General features: G+C 65.5%; 12 protein-coding genes. 4 read left to right on the plus strand and 8 right to left on the minus strand.

Going from position 1 to position 20831, the window contains the following annotated elements; all coding sequences use genetic code 11:
* Window positions 1-63 precede the first annotated feature (63 nt).
* Entirely contained in the window at window positions 64-1530 is a 1467-nt protein-coding gene (murJ, locus tag VF716_RS04675) for a murein biosynthesis integral membrane protein MurJ (protein ID WP_125883559.1), read from the minus strand.
* A 276-nt stretch (window positions 1531-1806) separates the two neighbouring features.
* On the opposite strand from murJ, the gene VF716_RS04680 reads away from it, so the two are divergent.
* Genes VF716_RS04680 through VF716_RS04695 form a run of 4 tightly spaced genes read left to right on the plus strand, consistent with a single transcriptional unit; the run spans window position 1807 to window position 10751 of the window.
* Window positions 1807-3051 carry an MdtA/MuxA family multidrug efflux RND transporter periplasmic adaptor subunit gene (locus VF716_RS04680; protein ID WP_053527453.1) on the plus strand — a complete coding sequence of 415 codons (1245 nt, stop codon included), beginning with the start codon at window positions 1807-1809 and terminating at the stop codon, window positions 3049-3051.
* On the plus strand, window positions 3048-6128 hold the full coding sequence (locus VF716_RS04685) for an MdtB/MuxB family multidrug efflux RND transporter permease subunit (RefSeq protein ID WP_125871837.1): 3081 nt from the start codon (window positions 3048-3050) through the stop codon (window positions 6126-6128). Before VF716_RS04680 ends, VF716_RS04685 begins: the two co-directional genes overlap by 4 nt.
* A 28-nt stretch (window positions 6129-6156) precedes the next feature.
* Complete coding sequence (locus VF716_RS04690) at window positions 6157-9261, plus strand: efflux RND transporter permease subunit (protein WP_440552025.1); 3105 nt, start codon at window positions 6157-6159, stop codon at window positions 9259-9261.
* Window positions 9258-10751 (plus strand): efflux transporter outer membrane subunit, encoded by a 1494-nt coding sequence (locus VF716_RS04695; RefSeq protein WP_181120532.1) that lies wholly within the window; start codon window positions 9258-9260, stop codon window positions 10749-10751. Before VF716_RS04690 ends, VF716_RS04695 begins: the two co-directional genes overlap by 4 nt.
* Before the next feature lie 56 nt (window positions 10752-10807).
* On the opposite strand, the gene VF716_RS04700 is transcribed toward VF716_RS04695, so the two are convergent.
* The 7 genes from VF716_RS04700 to VF716_RS04730 form a co-directional block, all read right to left on the minus strand.
* Window positions 10808-11800: a TRAP transporter substrate-binding protein gene (locus tag VF716_RS04700; RefSeq protein ID WP_013982843.1), complete on the minus strand. Its 993-nt coding sequence runs from the start codon at window positions 11798-11800 to the stop codon at window positions 10808-10810.
* Between the two features lie 327 nt (window positions 11801-12127).
* Window positions 12128-12484: an MmcQ/YjbR family DNA-binding protein gene (locus VF716_RS04705; protein ID WP_181120656.1), complete on the minus strand. Its 357-nt coding sequence runs from the start codon at window positions 12482-12484 to the stop codon at window positions 12128-12130.
* A complete protein-coding gene (locus VF716_RS04710; RefSeq protein ID WP_181120529.1) occupies window positions 12484-13272 on the minus strand; it encodes an AadA family aminoglycoside 3''-O-nucleotidyltransferase in 789 nt (262 codons plus the stop codon). The genes VF716_RS04705 and VF716_RS04710 overlap by 1 nt, the downstream gene beginning before the upstream one ends.
* A 236-nt stretch (window positions 13273-13508) precedes the next feature.
* On the minus strand, window positions 13509-14897 hold the full coding sequence (locus VF716_RS04715) for an efflux transporter outer membrane subunit (protein ID WP_045159070.1): 1389 nt from the start codon (window positions 14895-14897) through the stop codon (window positions 13509-13511).
* Window positions 14894-18064 (minus strand): efflux RND transporter permease subunit, encoded by a 3171-nt coding sequence (locus VF716_RS04720; RefSeq protein WP_440552030.1) that lies wholly within the window; start codon window positions 18062-18064, stop codon window positions 14894-14896. The genes VF716_RS04715 and VF716_RS04720 overlap by 4 nt, the downstream gene beginning before the upstream one ends.
* 97 nt (window positions 18065-18161) lie before the next feature.
* Window positions 18162-19391: an efflux RND transporter periplasmic adaptor subunit gene (locus VF716_RS04725; protein ID WP_181120523.1), complete on the minus strand. Its 1230-nt coding sequence runs from the start codon at window positions 19389-19391 to the stop codon at window positions 18162-18164.
* A gap of 282 nt (window positions 19392-19673) precedes the next feature.
* Window positions 19674-20591: a LysR substrate-binding domain-containing protein gene (locus VF716_RS04730; RefSeq protein ID WP_049324462.1), complete on the minus strand. Its 918-nt coding sequence runs from the start codon at window positions 20589-20591 to the stop codon at window positions 19674-19676.
* Between the last annotated feature and the right edge of the window lie 240 nt (window positions 20592-20831).

Below are 20831 nucleotides of genomic sequence, written 5' to 3' on the forward strand. Positions count from 1 at the left end.
GCCTTTTCGTTTGTGCGATTGATTGCGGGAAGATGCGGCAATCGCTTACCGCCGTTGCGCCCCTCAGGCCTTGCGCATGGACCAGTAGCCAGGTTTGAACAGATCCCGCTCACCCAGCAGCATCACACCAGCGGCGAAGCCTATCAGCACCAGGCCGATATACAGGCACAGCTGGATGAACCCCTCTGGCTGCGGTACGAAATGCAGCGCCACCGCCAGCACGGTTGCCGTCGCCAGCCAGCGAACCAGCACCGGTACGCCGGCACCGCGCGGCGAGGCGCGATAGACGAACAGGCCCATGAACAGTGCCTGCAGCGCGGCACCGCTGGAGAACGCCAGCGCCAGCCCTGCGGCGCCGTAATGCCGATAGAGTAGTGCATCGAGCGCGATGGTCATGGTCGAGCTGATCAATGTGATGACCAGGAACAGGCGAGCCTGATGCTGCGCGAGCAGCGCGCGCCCCCAGAGCAGCGCGAGACCCATCGCCGGCAGGCCGAGCGCGTAGATGACCATCAGCGAGGCGGTGGCCTGGGTCTGCGCAGCGCCGAATTCGCCGCGTTCTAGTAGGACCGCCACCACGGCCTCCGGGAAGGAGCAGAGCACCACGGTCGCCGGCACCAGGAACAGCAAAGTCGCCAGCAGCCCCTTGCGGATCACCGCGGCGTGGGCGTTGTGGTCCTCGTCGTTCCAGCTGGAGGAGAACTGCGGGAACAGCACCGACAGCACCGACATGGCATACAGGGTCAGCGGGATCGTGACGATACGGAACGCGAACGACAGCATGGTGATGCTGCCTTCATCGAGGAACGAGGCGAACATCCGCTCGGCCAGTATGCAGGCCTGCTGCGCACCGGCCGCCAGCAGAATGGGCGCGAAAGCCAGGCCGAACTGGCTGCCATGGCCTTTCTCGAGCGGCATCGCCTCACCGCGCAGGTAATGGATGCGCCGATGCTGCAGGACGATCAGCACCACCTGCGGCAGCAGCATGCCGAGAAAAATGACCATGCCGCTGGGCTCGAACAGCAGAATGCCGATGATCGCGCCGGCATTGAGCAGCAGGGTGCGGGTCATCGGCATGATGAACACGTTGTCCATGTTCAGTAGCGCACCCTGGCAGTACAGCGCGGCCTGGACGCCGATCAGCAGCGCGCCGACGCAGAAAACCAGCTGGCCGTTGGCGACCTGCTCGGGCGTCCAGCCCGGCGCCAGGGCGTTGAGCACCCAGTAGCTGGTCAGCAGGATCAGCGCGCAGGCTGCGCCACCGAGCAGCATGATGCGCCAGTAGAGCCAGCGCGCGACGGATTCGAACAGAGACTGCGACTGGCTGCGTAGCTTCTGCAGGTAGGGAATCATGGTGTCGCGCAATGCCAGGCCCAGGAAGTTCTCGAAGAACAGCGGCAGGATGAGCGCAACGAAGATGAGATCCGCTTCCCAGCTGAGGCCGAAAGAGCGGGCAATGAACAGGTCGCGAAGAAAACCCAGAAGAAAACTGGCGACAGTCAACGCCAGAATGACCAGCGATACATTCATTCCTTGATCCTATGCGGTCATTGATGCAATGACCGGTTAACGACACGACAATGTCCGATTTCGACGTGCTGCACGGCGCGAGGCCCGCTTACAGCGTTTTTCTCGCCGCGGAGCCGCGAGAAGAACGTTAAATAGACTTAAGACCTGCCGCATGGTTCCGGTCTGCCGCGCCGACCCGTTCGCATACATGTCGATACGTAAAAATGCCGTAAAGGCACTTTGCGAGCGGTTCGCGACTGCTTATGGTTCACGCTCCTTTTCAAGCGAACTCCGTTCATGTCCGAGACGCATCCCACTACCGCGCGCTCCAGCCTCCGCTGGGCGCTCCTGATCCTCGTCGTCATTGCCATCGCAGCGCTGCTCTGGTGGCTGTGGCCTGCTCCCAACAAGGAAGCGCCGCAGCGCCCGGGCGGGCGTCCCGGCTTCGGTGCGTTCGGCGGGGCGGTTCCCGTGCGCGTCGCCAAGGTGGAGCAGGGCGAGTTCGAGGTGTTCAACAAGGCACTCGGCAGCGTCACGCCACTCAACACGGTGAACCTGCGCAGCCGCGTGGCGGGTGAGCTGGTGGAGCTGCGCTTCGAAGAGGGGCAGCGCGTCAAGAAGGGCGATCTGCTCGCCGTGATCGATCCGCGCCCTTACAAGGTGGCGTTGCAGCAGGCGGAAGGCACCCTGCAGCAGAATCGCGCGCAGCTGAAGAACGCCCAGGTGGATTTCGAACGCTATCGGGGCCTGTATGCCGACGACAGCATCGCCAAGCAGACACTGGATACCCAGGAAGCGCTGGTCAGCCAGTACCAGGGCACCCTGGCGGCCAATCAGGCGGCGGTCAATGAGGCACGACTGAACCTGGAGTTCACCCAGATTCGCGCGCCCATCGATGGCCGCGTCGGTCTGCGTCAGCTCGACGTTGGCAACCTGGTCGCTGCCAACGACACCACGCCGCTGGTGGTGATCACCCAAACACAACCGATGTCGATCAGCTTCACTCTGCCGGAAGGCGATCTGCTGCCGGTGCTGACCCGCTACCGCCAGGGCGAGAAGCTCGTGGTGCAGATCTGGGACCGTGGTGAAAAGGTCATGTTCGGCGAGGGCGTGCTGGAGAGCATCGACAACCAGATCGACGCTACCACCGGCACCCTGCGGCTGAAGGCGCGTTTCGACAACGAGCAGGAACTGCTCATCCCCAACCAGTTCGTCAATGTTCGGCTGCGGGTCGAAACCCTGCGCGATGCCGTGCTGATTCCGACCGCGGCGCTGCAGTTCGGCTCGCGCGGCACCTTCGCCTACGTCGTTGGCGAGGACAGCAAGGTTCAGCTGCGTCTGCTCAAGGCCGGGCCGAGCAACGGCGAGACGACGGTGGTGCTCGAGGGGCTCGAGGTGGGTGAGCGGGTAGTGATGGAGGGGACCGACCGACTGCGTGACGGTGCCGAGGTGGAAGTGGTCGGCAGTCGCCGCATGGCCGAAGAGGCCGCCGAGAACCCGGTGCTCGGTGGCGGCGAGGCCGCGGAGCGCGAGGCGCAATGAGCATCTCCCGTCTGTTCATCCTGCGCCCGGTCGCGACCACGCTGAGCATGGTCGCGATCCTGCTGGCCGGCTTGATCGCCTACAAGCTGCTGCCAGTGGCTGCGCTGCCGCAGGTGGATTACCCGACCATCCGCGTGATGACGCTATATCCGGGTGCCAGCCCGGAGGTGATGACCAGCGCCGTGACCGCGCCGCTGGAGCGCCAGTTCGGCCAGATGCCGGGGCTGGCACAGATGTCGTCGACCAGTTCCGGCGGCGCCTCGGTGATCACCCTGCGCTTTTCGCTGGATGTCGCACTGGATGTGGCCGAGCAGGAGGTGCAGGCGGCGATCAACGGGGCGAACAACCTGTTGCCCAACGACCTGCCGGCACCGCCGGTGTACAACAAGGTCAATCCGGCCGACACGCCGGTACTGACGCTGGCGGTGACTTCCGAGTCGCTGCCGTTGCCCAAGCTGCACGATCTGGTCGATACGCGCATGGCGCAGAAGCTGGCGCAGATCAGCGGAGTGGGGATGGTCAGCATCGCCGGCGGTCAGCGCCCGGCGGTACGTATCCGCACCAACCCCGAGGCGCTGGCGGCCTATGGGCTGTCGCTGGCAGACGTGCGTTCGCTGATCACCAGCTCCAACGTCAACCAGCCCAAGGGCAACTTCGACGGGCCGACCCGGGTGTCGATGCTCGATGCCAACGACCAGTTGAAGACGCCGGAGGAATACGCCGAGCTGATCCTGACCTACCAGGACGGTGCGGCCCTGCGCCTGAAGGACGTCGCCGATATCGTCGACGGTGCCGAGAACGAGCGCCTGGCCGCCTGGGCCAATGACAGCCAGGCGGTGTTGCTGAACATCCAGCGCCAGCCGGGCGCCAACGTCATCGAGGTGGTCGAGCGCATCCAGGCGCTGTTGCCGGAAGTGAAGGCCAGCATGCCGGCCGGGCTGGACGTGGTGGTGCTCACCGACCGCACCCAGACCATCCGCGCCGCAGTGCGGGACGTGCAGCATGAGCTGATGCTCGCCACCTTCCTGGTGGTGATGGTGACCTTTGTCTTCCTCAAGAAGCTGTCGGCCACGGTGATCCCGTCGATCGCGGTGCCGCTGTCGCTGGTCGGCACCTTCGCCGTGATGTACCTGTGCGGCTTCTCGTTGAACAACCTGACGCTAATGGCGCTGACCATCGCCACCGGCTTCGTGGTGGACGATGCCATCGTCATGCTGGAGAACATCGCGCGGCATCTGGAAGAGGGCGAGACACCGCTCAATGCCGCGCTCAAGGGTGCCAGGCAGATCGGCTTCACGCTGATTTCGCTGACCTTCTCGCTGATCGCCGTGCTGATCCCGCTGCTGTTCATGCAGGACGTGGTGGGCCGGTTGTTCCGCGAGTTCGCCATTACCCTGGCGGTGGCCATCCTCATCTCGCTGGTGGTCTCGCTGACGCTGACGCCAATGATGTGCGCCAAGCTGCTCAAGCCGCACAGTGTCGCCGAGGCCAAGCCCGACTGGGTCGAGCGGTTGATCGGCGGCTACTCGCGCTGGCTGACCTGGGTGCTGCGCCACCAGACCCTGACCCTGCTGGTGGCGGTGGCCACGCTGGGGCTGACGGTGGTGCTCTACCTCGCCGTACCCAAGGGGTTCTTCCCGGTGCAGGACACCGGCGTCATCCAGGGCATCAGCGAGGCGCCGCAATCGATCTCCTTCCGCGCCATGAGCGAGCGCCAGCAGGCACTGGCCCGGGTGATCCTCGCCGACCCGGCGGTGGACAGTCTGTCGTCCTATATCGGCGTGGACGGCGACAACGTCACGCTCAACAGCGGGCGTCTGCTGATCAACCTCAAGCCCCACGGCGAGCGCGACCTGACCGCCAGTCAGGTGATCGATCGCCTGCGGCCGGAGCTGGCCAAGGTGCCGGGTATCGAGCTATATCTGCAGCCGGTACAGGACCTGTCCATCGAGGATCGCGTCAGCCGCACGCAGTTCCAGTTCAGCCTGGAAACGCCGGATAGCGAGTTGCTGCAGGAGTGGACGCCGCGCCTGGTCGAGGCCCTGCGCGAAAGGCCGGAACTGACCGACGTGGCCAGCGACCTGCAGAGCAATGGCCTGCAGATCTACCTGGACATCGATCGCGACGCGGCGGCGCGCCTGGGTATCCAGGTCGCGGACATCACCGATGCGCTGTACGACGCCTTCGGCCAGCGGCAGATTTCCACCATCTTCACCCAGGCCAGCCAGTACCGCGTGGTGCTGGAAGCGGAGGCGGGCAACCGCCTGGGTCCGCAGGCGCTGGAACAGTTGTTCGTGCAAAGCGAAGGTGGCACGCCAGTGCGGCTGTCCAGCCTGGCGACGCTGGAGCAGCGCAACGCCCCGCTGCTGATCAACCATATCGGCCAGTTCCCGGCGGTGACGCTCTCGTTCAACCTGGCCAGTGGCGTGTCGCTGGGCAAGGCGGTGCAGGTGATCGAGGCGGTGGAGCAGGAGATCGGCCTGCCTGCCGGCATCCAGACGCGCTTCCAGGGCGCCGCGGAAGCGTTCCGCGCCTCACTGTCGAGCACGCTGCTGCTGATTCTCGCCGCGGTAGTGACCATGTACATCGTGCTCGGCGTGCTCTACGAGAGCTACATCCACCCGATCACCATCCTCTCCACGCTGCCCTCGGCAGCGGTAGGCGCCTTGCTCGCCTTGCTGCTGACCGGCAACGACCTGGGGCTGATCGCGATCATCGGCATCATCCTGTTGATCGGCATCGTCAAGAAGAACGCGATCATGATGATCGACTTCGCCCTGGAGGCCGAACGGCAGCAAGGCATGAGCCCGCAGGATGCGATCTACCGCGCGGCACTGCTGCGCTTCCGGCCGATCCTGATGACCACCCTGGCGGCGCTGTTCGGTGCGATTCCGCTGATGCTGGCATCCGGATCCGGTGCTGAACTGCGCCAGCCGCTCGGCCTGGTGCTGGTGGGCGGCCTGCTGCTCAGCCAGCTGCTGACACTGTTCACCACACCGGTGATCTACCTCTTCTTCGACCGCCTCGGCCAGCGCTTCGGGCGCCGTCGCGAGCCGCTGGCGGAGGCGCAAGCGTGAGCCGGACTGCAATCGCGCGGGGGCAGGCATGAACCTTTCCGCCCCGTTCATCGCCCGCCCGGTGGCGACCATGCTGCTCAGCCTGGCGATCCTGCTGCTGGGTGGAGTCAGCTTCGGCCTGCTACCGGTGTCGCCGCTGCCGAACATGGATTTTCCGGTGATCACCGTGCAGGCCAGCCTGCCCGGCGCCAGCCCGGAAATCATGGCCTCCAGCGTGGCCACGCCACTGGAGCGCTCGCTGGGCAGCATCGCCGGTGTCAGCCAGATGACCAGTCGCAGCAGCCAGGGCTCGACCCGGATCATCATCCAGTTCGATCTGGATCGCGATATCAACGGCGCTGCCCGCGACGTGCAGGCGGCCATCAACGCCTCGCGCAACCTGTTGCCCAGCGGCATGCGCAGCATGCCCACCTACCGCAAGATCAATCCGTCCCAGGCACCGATAATGGTGCTTTCGCTGACATCGGAGGTGCTGGGCAAGGCCGAGCTGTACGACATCGGCTCCACCATCCTGGCGCAGAAGCTGTCGCAGGTGTCCGGCGTCGGCGAAATCCAGGTCGGCGGCAGCTCGCTGCCCGCGGTACGGGTCGAACTGCAGCCGCAGCAGCTGGAGCAGTACGGTGTGTCACTGGACGAGGTGCGCCAGACCATCGCCAACGGCAATGTGCGCCGGCCCAAGGGCATGGTGGAGGACGCCGATCAGCACTGGCAGGTGCGCGCCAACGACCAGCTGCACCAGGCGGCCGACTACATGCCGCTGATCATCCGCTACCAGGATGGCGCCGCGCTGCGTCTCGGCGACGTGGCACGGGTGCGGGATTCGGTGGAAGACCGCTACAACAGCGGCTTCTTCAACAACGAACAGGCGGTGTTGCTGATCGTCAACCGCCAGGCTGGTGCCAACATCATCGAGACCATCGAAGGCATCCGCCGCGAGCTGCCGGCCCTGCAGGCGATCATGCCGGGCAGCGTCGACCTGAACATTGCCATGGACCGCTCGCCGGTGATTCGCGCGACGCTGCACGAGGCCGAGCGCACGCTGCTGATTGCGGTGGGCCTGGTCATCGTGCTGGTGTTCCTGTTCCTCGGCCGCCTGCGCACCGCACTGATCCCGGCGCTGGCGGTGCCGGTGTCGCTGGTGGGCACCTTCGCCGTCATGTACCTGTTCGGTTTTTCGCTCAACGTGCTGTCGCTGATGGCATTGATCCTGGCCGCCGGGCTGGTGGTGGATGACGCCATTGTGGTGCTGGAAAACATCGCACGGCATATCGACGACGGCATGCCGCCGCTGAAGGCGGCCTACGTCGGCACCCGCGAGGTGGGTTTCACGCTGTTGTCGATGAACCTGTCGCTGGTGGTGGTGTTCGTTTCCATCCTTTACATGGGCGGCATCGTCGAGCGGCTGTTCCGCGAGTTCTCCATCACCCTGGCCGCGGCGATCCTGGTGTCGCTGCTGGTTTCGCTGACCCTGACGCCGATGCTCTGCGCCCGTTGGCTCAAACCGCACGAACCGGAGAAGGAAGGGCGTCTGCAGCGCTGGAGCCACGACGCCCATCAGTGGCTGCTGCGCTACTACGATCGCTCGCTGAGCTGGGCGCTGCGTCATCGACGCATCACCTTGCTGAGCCTGCTGGCGACCATCGCGCTGAACGTGGTGCTCTACGTGCAGGTGCCCAAGACCTTTCTGCCGCAGCAGGACACCGGACAGATCACCGGTTTCATCCGCGGTGACGACGGCATGTCGTTCCAGGTCATGCAGCCGAAGATGGAAATCTTCCGCAAGGCAGTCCTCGCCGACCCGGCGGTGGAAAGCGTGGCCGGCTTCATCGGCGGGCAGGGCGGCATCAACAATGCCTTCATGATCGTGCGGCTGAAACCGCTTGGCGAGCGCAAGATTTCGGCGCAGAAGGTCATCGAGCGCATCCGCAAGAACCAGCCGAAAGTGCCCGGTGGACGCATGTTCCTCATGGCCGACCAGGACCTGCAGTTTGGCGGTGGTCGGCAGAGCAGCTCGGCCTACGCCTATACGCTGTTGGCGAGCGATCTCAACGACCTGCGTACCTGGGTACCGCGGGTAACCCGGGCGCTATCCGAACTGCCGGAGCTTACCAGCATCGACGCCAACGACGGCGAGGGCGCGCAGCAGATCAGCCTGAAGATCGACCGTGACGCGGCCAAGCGCCTGGGCATCGACATGAGCACCGTGACCACGCTGCTCAACAATGCTTTCAGCCAGCGGCAGATCTCGACCATCTACGAATCGCTCAACCAGTATCAGGTGGTGATGGAGATCGACCCGAGCTACGCGCAGTACCCCGAGGTGCTGGAGCAGATCCACGTCGTCACCGGCGATGGCCGGCGGGTGCCGCTGGCGGCCTTCGCCCATTACGAGCGCAGCCTGGAGGAAGATCGGGTCAGCCACGATGGGCAGTTCGCCGCCGAGAACATCGACTTCGACCTGGCCCCCGGCATCAGCCTCGACCAGGCGACGCTGGCCATCGAACGCGCGGTAGCGGCCATCGGACTGCCGAGCGAGGTGCAGGGGCGGCTCGGTGGCACCGGCAGCGCGTTCCAGACGACCCAGGAAGGCCAGCCGCTGATGATTCTCGGCGCCTTGCTGCTGGTCTACATCGTGCTGGGCATCCTCTACGAGAGCTACATCCATCCGCTGACCATCCTCTCCACCTTGCCCTCGGCCGGGGTAGGCGCCTTGCTGGCGATCATCCTCACCGGCGACCAGTTCAGCCTGATCTCGCTGCTCGGGCTGTTCCTGCTGATCGGGGTGGTGAAGAAGAACGCGATCCTGATGATCGACCTGGCGTTGCAGTTCGAGCGCCAGGACAAGCTGTCGCCCGCCGATTCGATCCATCGCGCCTGTCTGCTGCGGTTCCGACCGATCCTGATGACCACCATGGCGGCGATCCTCGGTGCGTTGCCGCTGCTGCTCGGCGGTGCGGAAGGGGCCGAGATGCGCCAGCCGCTGGGTCTGACCATCATCGGCGGTCTGCTGCTGAGCCAGATCCTCACGCTCTACACCACGCCGGTGGTCTATCTGTACCTGGATCGTCTGCGCCACCGTTTCAACAGCTGGCGCGGTGTACGCACCGATGCCGCCCTGGAAAACTCGCTATGAACTCGTCGTCGTTGCACCCCTCATTGCTGAACCATGTCCTGCGCCCCCTGGCGGTAGCCATGCTCACGCTGTCGTTGGCAGCCTGCACGCTCGGCCCCGACTACCAGCGACCGGATCTGCCCGTGGCCAGCGAATTCAAGCAGGCCGAAGGCTGGAAACCCGCCACGCCGGCCGATGCGCTGCAACGGGGCGAGTGGTGGCGGCTGTACGGCGATGCCGAACTGGATGCGCTGGTGGCGCGGCTGAATGTCTCGAACCAGAACCTCGCCGCGGCCGAGGCGCAGTTTCGTCAGGCGCGGGCGCTGGTTCGTGGGGCGCGCTCGCAGCTGTTTCCGATCTTCTCCGGCAACGCAGGCGTCACGCGCTCGGCGCAGGGTGGCAGCCGCTCGGATACCACCAGCGGAAGTTTTGCCAGTGGTGTCGGCGAAACCTACGAAGCGGGCCTGAGCGCATCCTGGGAGGCCGACATCTGGGGCCGGCTGCGGCGCAACCTCGAAGCCAATCGGGCGAACATGCAGGCCAGCGCGGCGGACCTTGCGGCGGCTCGCCTGAGCCTGCAGGCCGAGCTGGTGCAGACCTACCTGCAGCTGCGGGTGATCGACGAACACCAGCGGCTGCTCGACCAGACCGTTGAAGCCTATGCGCGCTCGCTGCGGCTGACCGAGAACCAGTACCGCGCCGGCATCGTGCCCCGGTCCGATGTCAGCCAGGCGCAGACGCAGCTCAAGAGTACCCAGGCGCAAGCCATCGACCTCAAGTGGCAGCGGGCGCAGATGGAGCATGCCATCGCGGTGCTGGTGGGCGTCGCGCCGTCGGAGCTGGAGATCGCCGTACGCGAGTACATCCCGGCGCTGCCCGATATACCGCTGGCGGTGCCGTCCCAGTTGCTGGAGCGGCGCCCCGACATTGCCTCGGCCGAGCGCCAGGTGATGGCCGCCAATGCCAACATCGGCGTGGCGGAAGCCGCCTGGTATCCGGACCTGACACTGTCGGCCAGCGGTGGCTATCGCAACAGCAGCTTCAGCGACCTGTTCAGCGTGCCGAACCGTTTCTGGTCGCTGGGGCCGCAACTGGCGCTGACCCTGCTCGACTTCGGTAGCCGTCGTGCGGAATTGGAGCGGGCCGAGGCCAGCTACGACCAGACGGTCGCCAACTACCGCCAGACCGTGCTCGACAGCTTCCGCGAAGTGGAGAACTACCTGGTGCAGCTGCGCGTGCTGGAACAGGAGGCGGCGGTGCAGCGCGAAGCGCTGGAGGCCGCACAGGAGTCCCTGCGGCTGATCGAAAACCAGTACCGCGCAGGTACCGTCGACTTCCTCAGCGTGGCCACCGTGCAGACCACCGCGTTGAACAACCAGCGCACCAACCTGACCCTGCTGGGGGATCGCCTGACCGCCAGCGTCCTGCTGATCGCTGCACTGGGCGGCGGCTGGGACGCGCAGCAGCTGGAACAGGATCCACTGCTATCCACGGGCACTGGCAAACTCTGAGCAGGCCACACAAAAAAGCCCCGCCAGCTGGCGGGGCTTTTTCATCTGGATGTTCGTCAGTCGCGCTGCTTGCGGTTGACGGTCTCGGCGGCCTTGATGATGTCCGCGCCGATCATCGGTTCGAACTCCTTCCAGACGGGGCGCATCGCTTCGCGCCAGCGCTCGCGCTCTTCCGGCGTCAGGGTGACGATCTCGGAAGTACCCGCCTTGCGAATCCGCTCGCGATCGGCCTGGTTCAGCTCCTCCGCCTCGCGGTTCACCATGAAGCTGACCTCGTCGAGAATCGCCTCCAGCTCGAAGCGGATCTTGTGCGGCATGCTCATCCAGAAGCGTGTGTTGCTCACCACCATGTAGTCCAGCACGCCATGGTCGGTTTCGATGATGTAGGGCTGCACAGTGTGCATTTTCTTGCTGTAGATATTCGACCAGGGGTTCTCCGCGCCCTGTACGGTGCCGGTGCGCAGCGCGTCGTAGACGTCGGCGAAGGCGATCTTCTGGGTGGTGGCACCCACCGCGCCGAACTGCGCTTCGAGTACCGCGGACGGCTGGATGCGGAAGCTCAGCCCCGACGCATCACCCGGCAGGCGCAGCATGCGGGTAGCCGAAAGCTGCTTCATGCCGTTGTGCCAGTACGCCAGGCCGGTGATGTTCTTGTCTTCCATCGAGCGCAGCAGCTGCTTGCCCTTGGTGCGCTTCTGAAAGCGGTTGACGGCATCGATGTCGTCGAACAGGAACGGCAGGTCGAAAACCTGCAGCTGCTTGGTGTACTGCTCGAACTTCGCCAGCGACGGGGCGAGCAGCTGCACTTCGTTGTTGCGCAACGCTTCCAGTTCGGTGGCATCACCGAACAGCGTCGAATTGGGGTATACCTCCACGCTGACCTGGCCGGGCAGGCGTTCCTCCGCGAGGCGTTTGAACATCAACGCACCCTTGCCCTTGGGGGTATCCTCGGCCACTACGTGAGAGAACTTGATGACGATGGGCTCTGCCTGGGCGAAGGCGCTGGCGGCAGCCAGCACGAGCCCGGCAAGGGTAATGATCGGCTTCATGAAAGACTCTTTATTCTGGTTGGTTGGCAGTGCATCCATGCGGACCGACCGCGGGGACGCTTCTCGGCTTTCAGCCGCTCCTTATGCCAAAGATGAGTGACGACTTAAAGCGCTTTGCCGAGCCAAGCCGACGGGAGCGGCACTACGTCACATTTTGCCGGTGGCCCAGCGACCGTGGTCTAGCAGCCACGGGTACACCGGTTGGCCCGTCCGGCCTGAAGCGCCGAGGCAGAGGAGGCCGGCGCAGCCGCTGCAGTGACAGGAGGATTCGATATCGCCTGCGTGCATCGCCGTCGGTTCGCTGCGACTGATCCGTCCAGCGCTGACTCAATCCAGATCCAGTAACAGTCCGGGTTGCAGGCGCTTTGGCAGCTTGCGTACCACCAGCTGGTGCGCGCGGGTCAGCAGGTGGCGCAGCTCGTCGTCACCGATGGGGATCTGGCGACTGCTCATGCTGATCCAGTGCGCCCGTGCCAGGTAAGGAGCAGGGCGGATGCCGGGACGGTCCACGAAACCCAGGAAGAGGTCGCTGTGGACCTTGAATGCCAGGTTCTCGCCAAGGAAATCGAGAACGGCGAACATCTTGTTGCCCGCCACGGAAAACACCCGATTGCTGCCCCACTTGAGATCTTCACGGGTGCCGGGCAGAGCCAGGCAGAAGGCGGCGATCTGGTCAGTGGTCATCATCGCGCTGCTCCTGTTGGTTGCGACGGCTGCAGCCGCGTTTGCGCATGCCGGATGAACGCCTCCACCGCCTGTGGGCTCAGGGCAGGCTTTTCGATCGCATCGCCCCGATAGGCCTGGCTGGCTTTCTCCAGCACGGCACGGTGCTCATCCGGCAGACGCTCGAGCAGCCAGATCGCTGCGACGTCCTTCGGGGCGATGGCGTCGGTGGTCAGGGTGAGCCAGATGCGCGCCACGGCCAACACCACGTTGCATTCGTCTCCCTGCCAGTCGGCGGGCTCGCGCCATTGCGCCAGCGTGTCGCGCAAGGCTTGGCGCATGTCCTCCTCGGGCACCGGGTCGAACAATTCGGCCGCGCCAGGGCCGATCAGACAGACGCCGTTCTTGCGCGCCTGGTGCAGAAGAATGGCCAGATCGTGGTCCTCCTGGGGAGGCTCGATGCGGCCGGCTTCGATATCGGCGCGCAGCCATTCGCCGAATTGCAGTTCGCGCATTGCCGGATAACGCCAGGGCCGTACCGAGTGGTGTACCACCCAGGTGACTTCCAGCGGGCGCATTCGCTCGTTGGCCGGCCAGGCGGAAATCATCAGCAGCTCGCGCATCAGCGAGTGGCGCGTGGCTGTCGGCAGGGGGGCGGCGACGGTAACGAGCAGGTCGAGATCGCTGCCGGGTTTCAGGCCACCGACAACGGCCGAGCCGAACAGATGCACGGCCAGCAGGTTCCCGCCCAGGTGACGCTGCAGCAGCGCCAGTGCCTGCTGGAGCTGGCTGGACACGGATGGGTTCATGAGCGCTCCTAGGGGCATCTGGGTCAGTCCGGATTGTTGTCCGCCTCCGACAATACAAACGGGACGAAGCTGGCGCCAGCCGGTGCATTCATCGGCAGCCAGGCACGGCGTGCTTCGCTCAAGAGCGAGGCGGACGAAAGAGTGGTGCTGCCGAGCGGCAAAAAAATGCCCCGCGGCGTTGCAGCACCCGGGGCAGAAGTGATCGACCAGGAGGCGATCCAACGAGAGAGCCGATATCAGGCGCTCGGCCTCCAGCCGCCACCGAGCGCCTTGTAGATGGCAACTACGCCGCGATACAGCTCGACTTCGGCCTGGGCCTGGGCGTCTTCGGCCAGCAACCGTTCGCGCTCGGCATCGAGCAGTACGAGAAAGTCCGCCGTGCCTTCGCGGTAGCGAATTTCCGCCTGCTGTGCCGCGGCGCGGCTGGCGGTGGACTGGCGCAGCAGCGACAACAGGCGGTCCTGAGCGCGGGCGTAGTCGCTGAAGGCGTTTTCCGATTCCTCCAACGCCAGCAACACCTGCTGCTCATAACCGGCGAGCGCGGCGTCGGCATCCGCCTCGGCACCGCGCAGACGGGCGCGCACGCTGCCCAGGTCGAACGCCGCCCAGCTGATGCTGGGCGCTACGCCCCAGGCCTGTGCGGCGCTGGAGCCGATCTGCGAGCCGCGTCCGGCGATGAAGCCGAGAAAGCCCGACAGACTCACCCGCGGAAACAGATCGGCTGTGGCCACGCCGACGTTTGCAGTCGCGGCGGCCAGTTGGCGTTCGGCCGCACGAATGTCCGGGCGTCGGCGCAACAGCTCACCGGGGTCGCCGATCGGCAGCGCCTTGGCAATCGCCGGCAGCTCGCGCGGCGAGAGGTCGACGCTGAGCTGATCGGCGCGCTGGCCGAGCAGGGTGGCGATGCGGTTGCGGGCGCGGGTCTGCTGCGCCTGCAGCTGTGGCAGGCTCGCCTCGGTGGCCGCCAGACGGGCGTCGGCGCGTAGCACATCGAGTTCGCTGCCGACACCGGCTTCGCGCAACTGCTCGGTCAGTTCATGGGAATTGCGCTGGTTGGCCAGGTTGTCGCGGGCGATCCGCTCGCGCAGCTGGGCACCGCGCAGCTGACCATAGGCATCCACCAGTTCGGCGATCAGGCTGACCTGTAGTTGATAGAGCTCGGCCTCGGCGGCTTCGGCCTGCGCTTCGCTGGCCTCCAGGCTGCGCTGGATACGGCCGAACAGGTCCAGCTCCCAGGCCATGTCCAGGCCCAGATCGTAACGCTCGGCGTTCACCCGCTCTTCGCTGAAACCGGGTTGTTGGGCCTTGCCGATATCGGCGCGCGCACCTGCGGTGACGGTGGGCAGACGATCATTGCCGACATCGTCGCGAATCGCCCGCGCCGCACGCAGACGGGCATAGGCGATACGCAGCTCGCGGTTTTCGGCCAGTGCTTCGCCGACCAGGGCATCCAGTGTCGGGTCCTCGAACTGCTGCCACCAAGCCGCCTCGAAGCGCGAGCGGTCGTGATCGCCGCGCTCGGCCTGAAGCAGCCGCGCCGGCTCCGGTTGTGGCGCGCGGTAATCCGGGCCGACGGCGCAACCGGTGATGGTCAGGGCGAGCAGGGAAAGGGCGAAGAACTTCATGCGCGGGCCTCCTTGTAAACCGCTTTGCGGGCTTCGCGTTTCTCGACGAAGGCACGAATCACCAGATAGAACACCGGGGTCAGCAGCAGACCGAAGAAGGTCACCCCAAGCATGCCGCTGAACACCGCAACACCCATGGCATGGCGCATCTCGGCGCCGGCCCCGCTGGAGAGCACCAGCGGCACCACGCCCATGATGAAGGCGAAGCTGGTCATCAGAATCGGCCGCAGGCGCAGGCGGCAGGCTTCGAGGATCGCGGCCAGCCGGTCCATGCCTTCCTCCTGCTTATCCTTGGCGAACTCGACGATGAGGATGGCGTTCTTGCACGCCAGGCCCACCAGCACGATCAGGCCGATCTGGGTGAAGACGTTGTTGTCGCTACCGGCGAGGATCACCCCGGTGATCGCCGAGAGCAGGGTCATCGGCACGATCAGGATCACCGCCAGCGGCAGGCTCCAGCTCTCGTATTGCGCGGCCAGCACCAGGAATGCCAGGAGCACACAGAGCGGGAAGACGAACACCGCGGTGTTGCCGGCGAGGATCTGCTGGTAGGTCAGCTCGGTCCATTCGTAGGTCATGCCGTTGGGCAGCTCGGCCTGGAGCAGACGCTCCATGGCGGCCTCGGCTTGCCCCGAGCTGTAGCCCGGTGCGGCGGCGCCGTTGATCTCGGCGGTGAGGAAGCCGTTGTAGTGCATCACCCGATCCGGGCCGGCGCTATCCGTGACGTTGACGAAGGTCGACAGCGGGACCATTTCGCCGCGGTCGTTGCGCACTTTCAGCTGACCGATCTGCTCCGGGGCCAGACGGAACTTCTGGTCCGCCTGGACGTTGACCTGATAGGTACGACCGAAGCGGTTGAAGTCGTTGGCGTACAGCGAGCCAAGGTAGACCTGCATGGTGTCGAATATCTCGTCGATAGCCACGCCGTGGGTCTTGGCCTTCTCGCGGTCGATGTCGGCATCCACCTGCGGCACGTTGACCTGGTAGCTGGTGAACAGGCCGGCCAGCTCCGGATAGTCGGCGCTCTTGGCGATGACGTTCTGCACCTGGGTGTACAGCTCCTCGTAGCCGAGGTTGCCGCGGTCCTGCACCTGCACGCGGAAACCGCCGATGGTGCCCAGGCCTTGTACGGGTGGCGGCGGGAAGATGGCGATGAAGGCATCCTGAATCTGCGCGAACTGGCCATTCAGGTCCGCCGCGATGGCGTTGGCCGAGAGTGACGGGTCCTTGCGCTCATCGAACGGCTTGAGCGGAGTGAAGACGATGCCGCTGTTCGGGCTGTTGGTGAAGCCGTTGATCGACAGGCCCGGGAAGGCCACGGTGTTCTCCACGCCGGGGTGCTTGCCGGCGATTTCCGACATGCGCTTGATCACGTCCTCGGTGCGGTCCAGGGTGGCGGCGTCCGGCAGCTGGGCGAAGGCGACCAGGTACTGCTTGTCCTGCGGCGGCACGAAACCGGTCGGCGTGCTGGCGAAGCCCATGTAGCCGAGGCCGACCAGTCCGACATAAACCACCAGCGCAATGCCGCTGCCGCGCAGGATGCGCCGCACCAGGCCGACGTAACCGTGGCTGGCGCGGTCGAACATGCGGTTGAACGGCGCGAACAGCCAGCCGCCGAACAGTCGGTCGAGCAGCCGCGAGAAACCATCCTTGGGCGCATCGTGGGCCTTGAGCAGGGTAGCGGCCAGGGCCGGCGACAGGGTCAGCGAGTTGAACGCCGAGATCACCGTCGAAATCGCGATGGTCAGCGCGAACTGCTGGTAGAACTGCCCGGTGAGGCCGGAAATGAACGCAGTCGGGATGAACACCGCGCAGAGCACCAGGGCGGTGGCGATGATCGGCCCGGTGACTTCCTTCATGGCCTGACGGGTCGCTTCCTCCGGCGACTTGCCGAGGCCGATGTTGCGCTCGACGTTTTCCACCACGACGATGGCGTCGTCCACCACGATGCCGATGGCCAGCACCAGGCCGAACAGCGACAGCGCGTTGAGCGAGAAACCGAGCAGGTGCATGACCGCGAAGGTGCCGATCAGCGACACCGGCACGGCGGCCAGCGGAATGATCGAGGCGCGCCAGGTCTGCAGGAACAGGATCACCACCAGCACCACCAGCACGATGGCCTCGAGCAGGGTGTGCACCACCGCCTCGATGGAGCCGCGCACGAAGATGGTCGGGTCGTAGACGATCTCGTAGTCCACGCCCTGGGGGAAGCTCTGCTTGAGCTCGGCCATGCGCTCGCGCACCAGGTCCGAGATGGCGATGGCGTTGGAGCCCGGGCGCTGGAAGATCGGGATGGCCACTGCCGGCTGGTTGTTCAGCAACGAGCGCAGGGCGTACTGGCTGGAGCCCAGTTCGATGCGGGCGATGTCCTTCAGGCGGGTGATCTCGCCGTCCTCGCCGGCACGCACGATGATGTTCTCGAACTCCTCCTCGTCCACCAGGCGCCCCTGGGTGTTGATCGACAGCTGGAAGTCGGTGGCGCCCGGCGCCGGTGGTGCGCCCAGGGCACCGGCGGCGACCTGACGGTTCTGCTCGCGGATGGCGTTGACCACGTCGGTGGCGGTGAGGTTGCGCTGGGCGACCTTGTTCGGGTCGAGCCAGACGCGCAGGGAATAGTTGCCGAGGCCGAACAGCTGCACGTCGCCCACACCGTCCAGTCGCGCCAGCTCGTCCTTGACGTTGAGCGCGGCGTAGTTGGACAGGTAGAGCATGTCGTAGCGGTTATCCGGCGAGGTCAGGTGCACCACCATGGTCAGGTCGGGGGAGGCCTTGTCCACGGTCACGCCCAGGCGCTGCACCTCGGTGGGCAGGGTCGGCATGGTGCGCGTCACGCGGTTCTGCACCTGCACCTGGGCGTTGTCCAGGTCGGTGCCGAGGGCGAAGGTGATGGTCAGCGTCAGCTTGCCGTCGGCGGTCGCCTGGGACGACATGTAAAGCATGCCCTCGACGCCGGTGATGGCCTGTTCCAGCGGCGAGGCAACGGTCTCGCCGATCACCTTGGGGTTGGCGCCGGGGAAGTTGGCCCGCACCACCACGGTGGGTGGAACGACTTCCGGGTATTCGCTGATCGGCAACTGGAACAGCGAGATGGCGCCGCCGATGAGGATCACCAGCGACAGCACGGCGGCGAAAATCGGCCGCTTGATGAAGAATTGCGAGAAATTCATGGCGCACTCCGGGGTAGGGCGCGCGTCTGGCGCCCTGGCGGATCGATCGGATTGGCGCGGCAGGCGCGCCGGAGTTCAGGGCAGTTGCGGGGGGTACTCAGCTGCTAGGGCGCTGGGCCAGGCTGCGCTCGACGACCTGTGGTTTCATCGCCTCGCTGATCGCGCGGTTCTGCTGGCGCAGGGTGGCCAGCGTCTCGGCGTCGGCCATGGGCACCGACTCCGGCTGCACCGGGCTGCCCGGGCGTACGCGCTGCAGGCCGTTGACCACGATGCTCTCGCCCTTGGCCAGACCGCTGCGAACGATGCGCAGCCCTTCGAGCTTGGGACCGACTTCGACCGGGCGGTAGGCGACGGTGCCGTCCTCGGTCAGCACCAGGACGAACTTCTTGCCCAGGTCGGTACCGACCGCGGCGTCCTTGATCAGCACGGCGTCGTAGGTGGCGCTGCCGACCAGCTTCAGGCGCGCATAAAGGCCGGGGGTGAAGCTGCCGTCACGGTTGTCGAACACAGCGCGACCACGGATGGTGCCGGTGCGCGGGTCGACCTGGTTGTCGACGAAGTCCATGTGTCCCAGGTGCGGATGGCCGTCATCGCTGGACAGGCCGAGATAGACAGGGGTCGCCTCGCCACGGTCGCCATTGCGTGCCAGCTCGCGATACTTGAGGTAGGTACGCTCATCGGCCTCGAAATAGGCATAGACCTTGTCGGTGGAGACCAGCGTGGTCAGCAGCGCCTCGCCAGCGTTGACCAGGTTGCCGGCGGTGATCAGCGCCCGGCCGACGCGGCCGTCGATGGGCGCGGTCACGCGGGTGAAGGAGAGATCCAGCTGCGCGCGGTCCAGTTGCGCCTGAATCGCCGCGGTTGCCGAGCGGGCTTCGCTGGCGGCACTGACGCGGGCGTCGGCGAGCTCGTCGGAAATCGCGTTCTTCTTGCGCAGGCGCTCGCCGCGTTCGGCTTCGGCGACGGTACGTTGCTGATTGGCGCGAGCCTGTTGCAGTTGCGCCTGCAGGCGCTTGACCTCGGCCTGGAACGGACGTGGGTCGATCTGGAACAAGAGGTCGTCTTTGCTCACCAGCGCACCTTCCTCGAAGGCCACCTTGTCGATGAAGCCGGATACGCGCGGACGAATCTCCACCGACTCCGGCGCTTCCAGACGGCCAGTGAGTTCGTCCCACTCGGTCACCTGCTGTTCGATGACTTCCGCGACGCTGACGACGGGCGGCGGCGTGCCCGGCTGGGTGGCCTCCGGTGCCTTGCCGCAAGCGGCGGTGATCAGCACCGTCAGGGCGATAAGAGGAAAACGCAAGGCGTTGAACGAACGTTCCATGCTTGACTCCGCAAGTCGGATTTGTTGATGGCGGGAGTCTGCGTGGTCAAACCGTTCAGCAAAAATCGAACGAGGCGAAGGTGAATATCATTGGCGGTTATGGTTAGGCATCGAGTATCAGGCCCACGTGATATCCGCAGGGTGGATAACGGCCGCCAGGTCTTTCCACCAATCGAGGGCTATCCCGGTTGGTAAAAGGAGCCGCCAGGGCAGGGCACTGGAATCACGAGGCAGTGTGCGTGGGTATGGATACGCGTGGAAAAGGCTGCGCCGTTTTCCACCCTACAGACTATCCGGATCGCCGACGAACATCTGGATACGCGAGCGCAGCCAGCGCTCGGCGGGGTCATTGTCCTGGGCGCCGCGCCAGGCCATGGACAGCTCGAAGTCCTGGCTGGTCTGGAAGGGCAGGGGCTCGGCGCGCACGCCGCCGTTCGCCGCCAGCGCGGCCGCGGCGTAATCCGGGACGGTGGCGATGATGTCGGTGCCGGCAAGCAGGCTGGCCAGGCCGTTGAACTGCGGCACCGCCAGCACCACCTTGCGCTTGCAGCCGTGCAGGGCCAGCTCCTCGTCGATATAGCCGTTGAGGTCGCCGGCAAAGGAAACCATGGCATGCGGACGGCTGCAGTAGTCCTCCATGCTCAGCCGGCCGGGAATGCTGTCGGCCCGCAGCAGCATCGGTTTGGGCCGGCGCAGTACCTTGCGCTTGGCATTGGCCGGCAGCTCCTCGGTGTAGCAGACACCCACCGAGATCTCCCCGGAGGCCAGCAGGCCGGGCATCAGCAGGTAGTTGGCGCGGCGCACCACCAGCACCACGTCCGGCGCTTCGGCGCGCAGGCGGCGCAGCAGCGGCGGCAGCAGGGCGAACTCGACCTCATCGGTCAGGCCGATGCGAAACACCTGGGTGCTGGTGGCCGGGTCGAAGGTGGAGGCGCGGCTGACGGCGGTGGAGATCGAGTCCAGCGCCGGCGACAACAGCTGAGCGATGTCCAGCGCGCGGGTAGTGGGTTCCATGCTGCGACCGGTGCGCACGAACAGCGGGTCGTCGAACAGCGCGCGCAGGCGGGCCAGCGCGGCGCTGATCGCCGGCTGGCCGAGAAAGAGCTTCTCGGCGGCGCGGGTCACGCTGCGCTCGTGCATCAGCGTTTCGAAGACGATCAGCAGATTGAGGTCAACACGGCGAAGGTCGTTGCGATTCATGCCTGGTTCACGTCGAGCCTGGTGGCCGGACCACGGTCCGGTTCGGTGGGTCGCTGCATTCTAGACAGCTTGCGCAGACGAGCGCATGCCCGATTCCGCTTTCGAAATGCACAAACCTGCGATGCGCCCCGCGGGGATACATACGCAAACCCATCATTGCCGTGCATGGCAACTATCGATGGGAATCCGCGTCGCTCGCTGGAGTTGTGACGATACTGACGATAGAGTCCGTTTGCACAG

Source organism: Stutzerimonas sp. Brlt_14 (genome assembly GCF_051948915.1).
GTDB lineage: Bacteria > Pseudomonadota > Gammaproteobacteria > Pseudomonadales > Pseudomonadaceae > Stutzerimonas > Stutzerimonas stutzeri.

What these genes read in the sequence shown, in the direction of transcription:
- murJ (WP_125883559.1), bottom strand. Translation starts at nt 1,530, where the DNA reads ATGAATGTATCGCTGGTCATTCTGGCGTTGACTGTCGCCAGTTTTCTT.
- VF716_RS04680 (WP_053527453.1), top strand. Translation starts at nt 1,807, where the DNA reads ATGTCCGAGACGCATCCCACTACCGCGCGCTCCAGCCTCCGCTGGGCG.
- VF716_RS04685 (WP_125871837.1), top strand. Translation starts at nt 3,048, where the DNA reads ATGAGCATCTCCCGTCTGTTCATCCTGCGCCCGGTCGCGACCACGCTG.
- VF716_RS04690 (WP_440552025.1), top strand. Translation starts at nt 6,157, where the DNA reads ATGAACCTTTCCGCCCCGTTCATCGCCCGCCCGGTGGCGACCATGCTG.
- VF716_RS04695 (WP_181120532.1), top strand. Translation starts at nt 9,258, where the DNA reads ATGAACTCGTCGTCGTTGCACCCCTCATTGCTGAACCATGTCCTGCGC.
- VF716_RS04700 (WP_013982843.1), bottom strand. Translation starts at nt 11,800, where the DNA reads ATGAAGCCGATCATTACCCTTGCCGGGCTCGTGCTGGCTGCCGCCAGC.
- VF716_RS04705 (WP_181120656.1), bottom strand. Translation starts at nt 12,484, where the DNA reads ATGACCACTGACCAGATCGCCGCCTTCTGCCTGGCTCTGCCCGGCACC.
- VF716_RS04710 (WP_181120529.1), bottom strand. Translation starts at nt 13,272, where the DNA reads ATGAACCCATCCGTGTCCAGCCAGCTCCAGCAGGCACTGGCGCTGCTG.
- VF716_RS04715 (WP_045159070.1), bottom strand. Translation starts at nt 14,897, where the DNA reads ATGAAGTTCTTCGCCCTTTCCCTGCTCGCCCTGACCATCACCGGTTGC.
- VF716_RS04720 (WP_440552030.1), bottom strand. Translation starts at nt 18,064, where the DNA reads ATGAATTTCTCGCAATTCTTCATCAAGCGGCCGATTTTCGCCGCCGTG.
- VF716_RS04725 (WP_181120523.1), bottom strand. Translation starts at nt 19,391, where the DNA reads ATGGAACGTTCGTTCAACGCCTTGCGTTTTCCTCTTATCGCCCTGACG.
- VF716_RS04730 (WP_049324462.1), bottom strand. Translation starts at nt 20,591, where the DNA reads ATGAATCGCAACGACCTTCGCCGTGTTGACCTCAATCTGCTGATCGTC.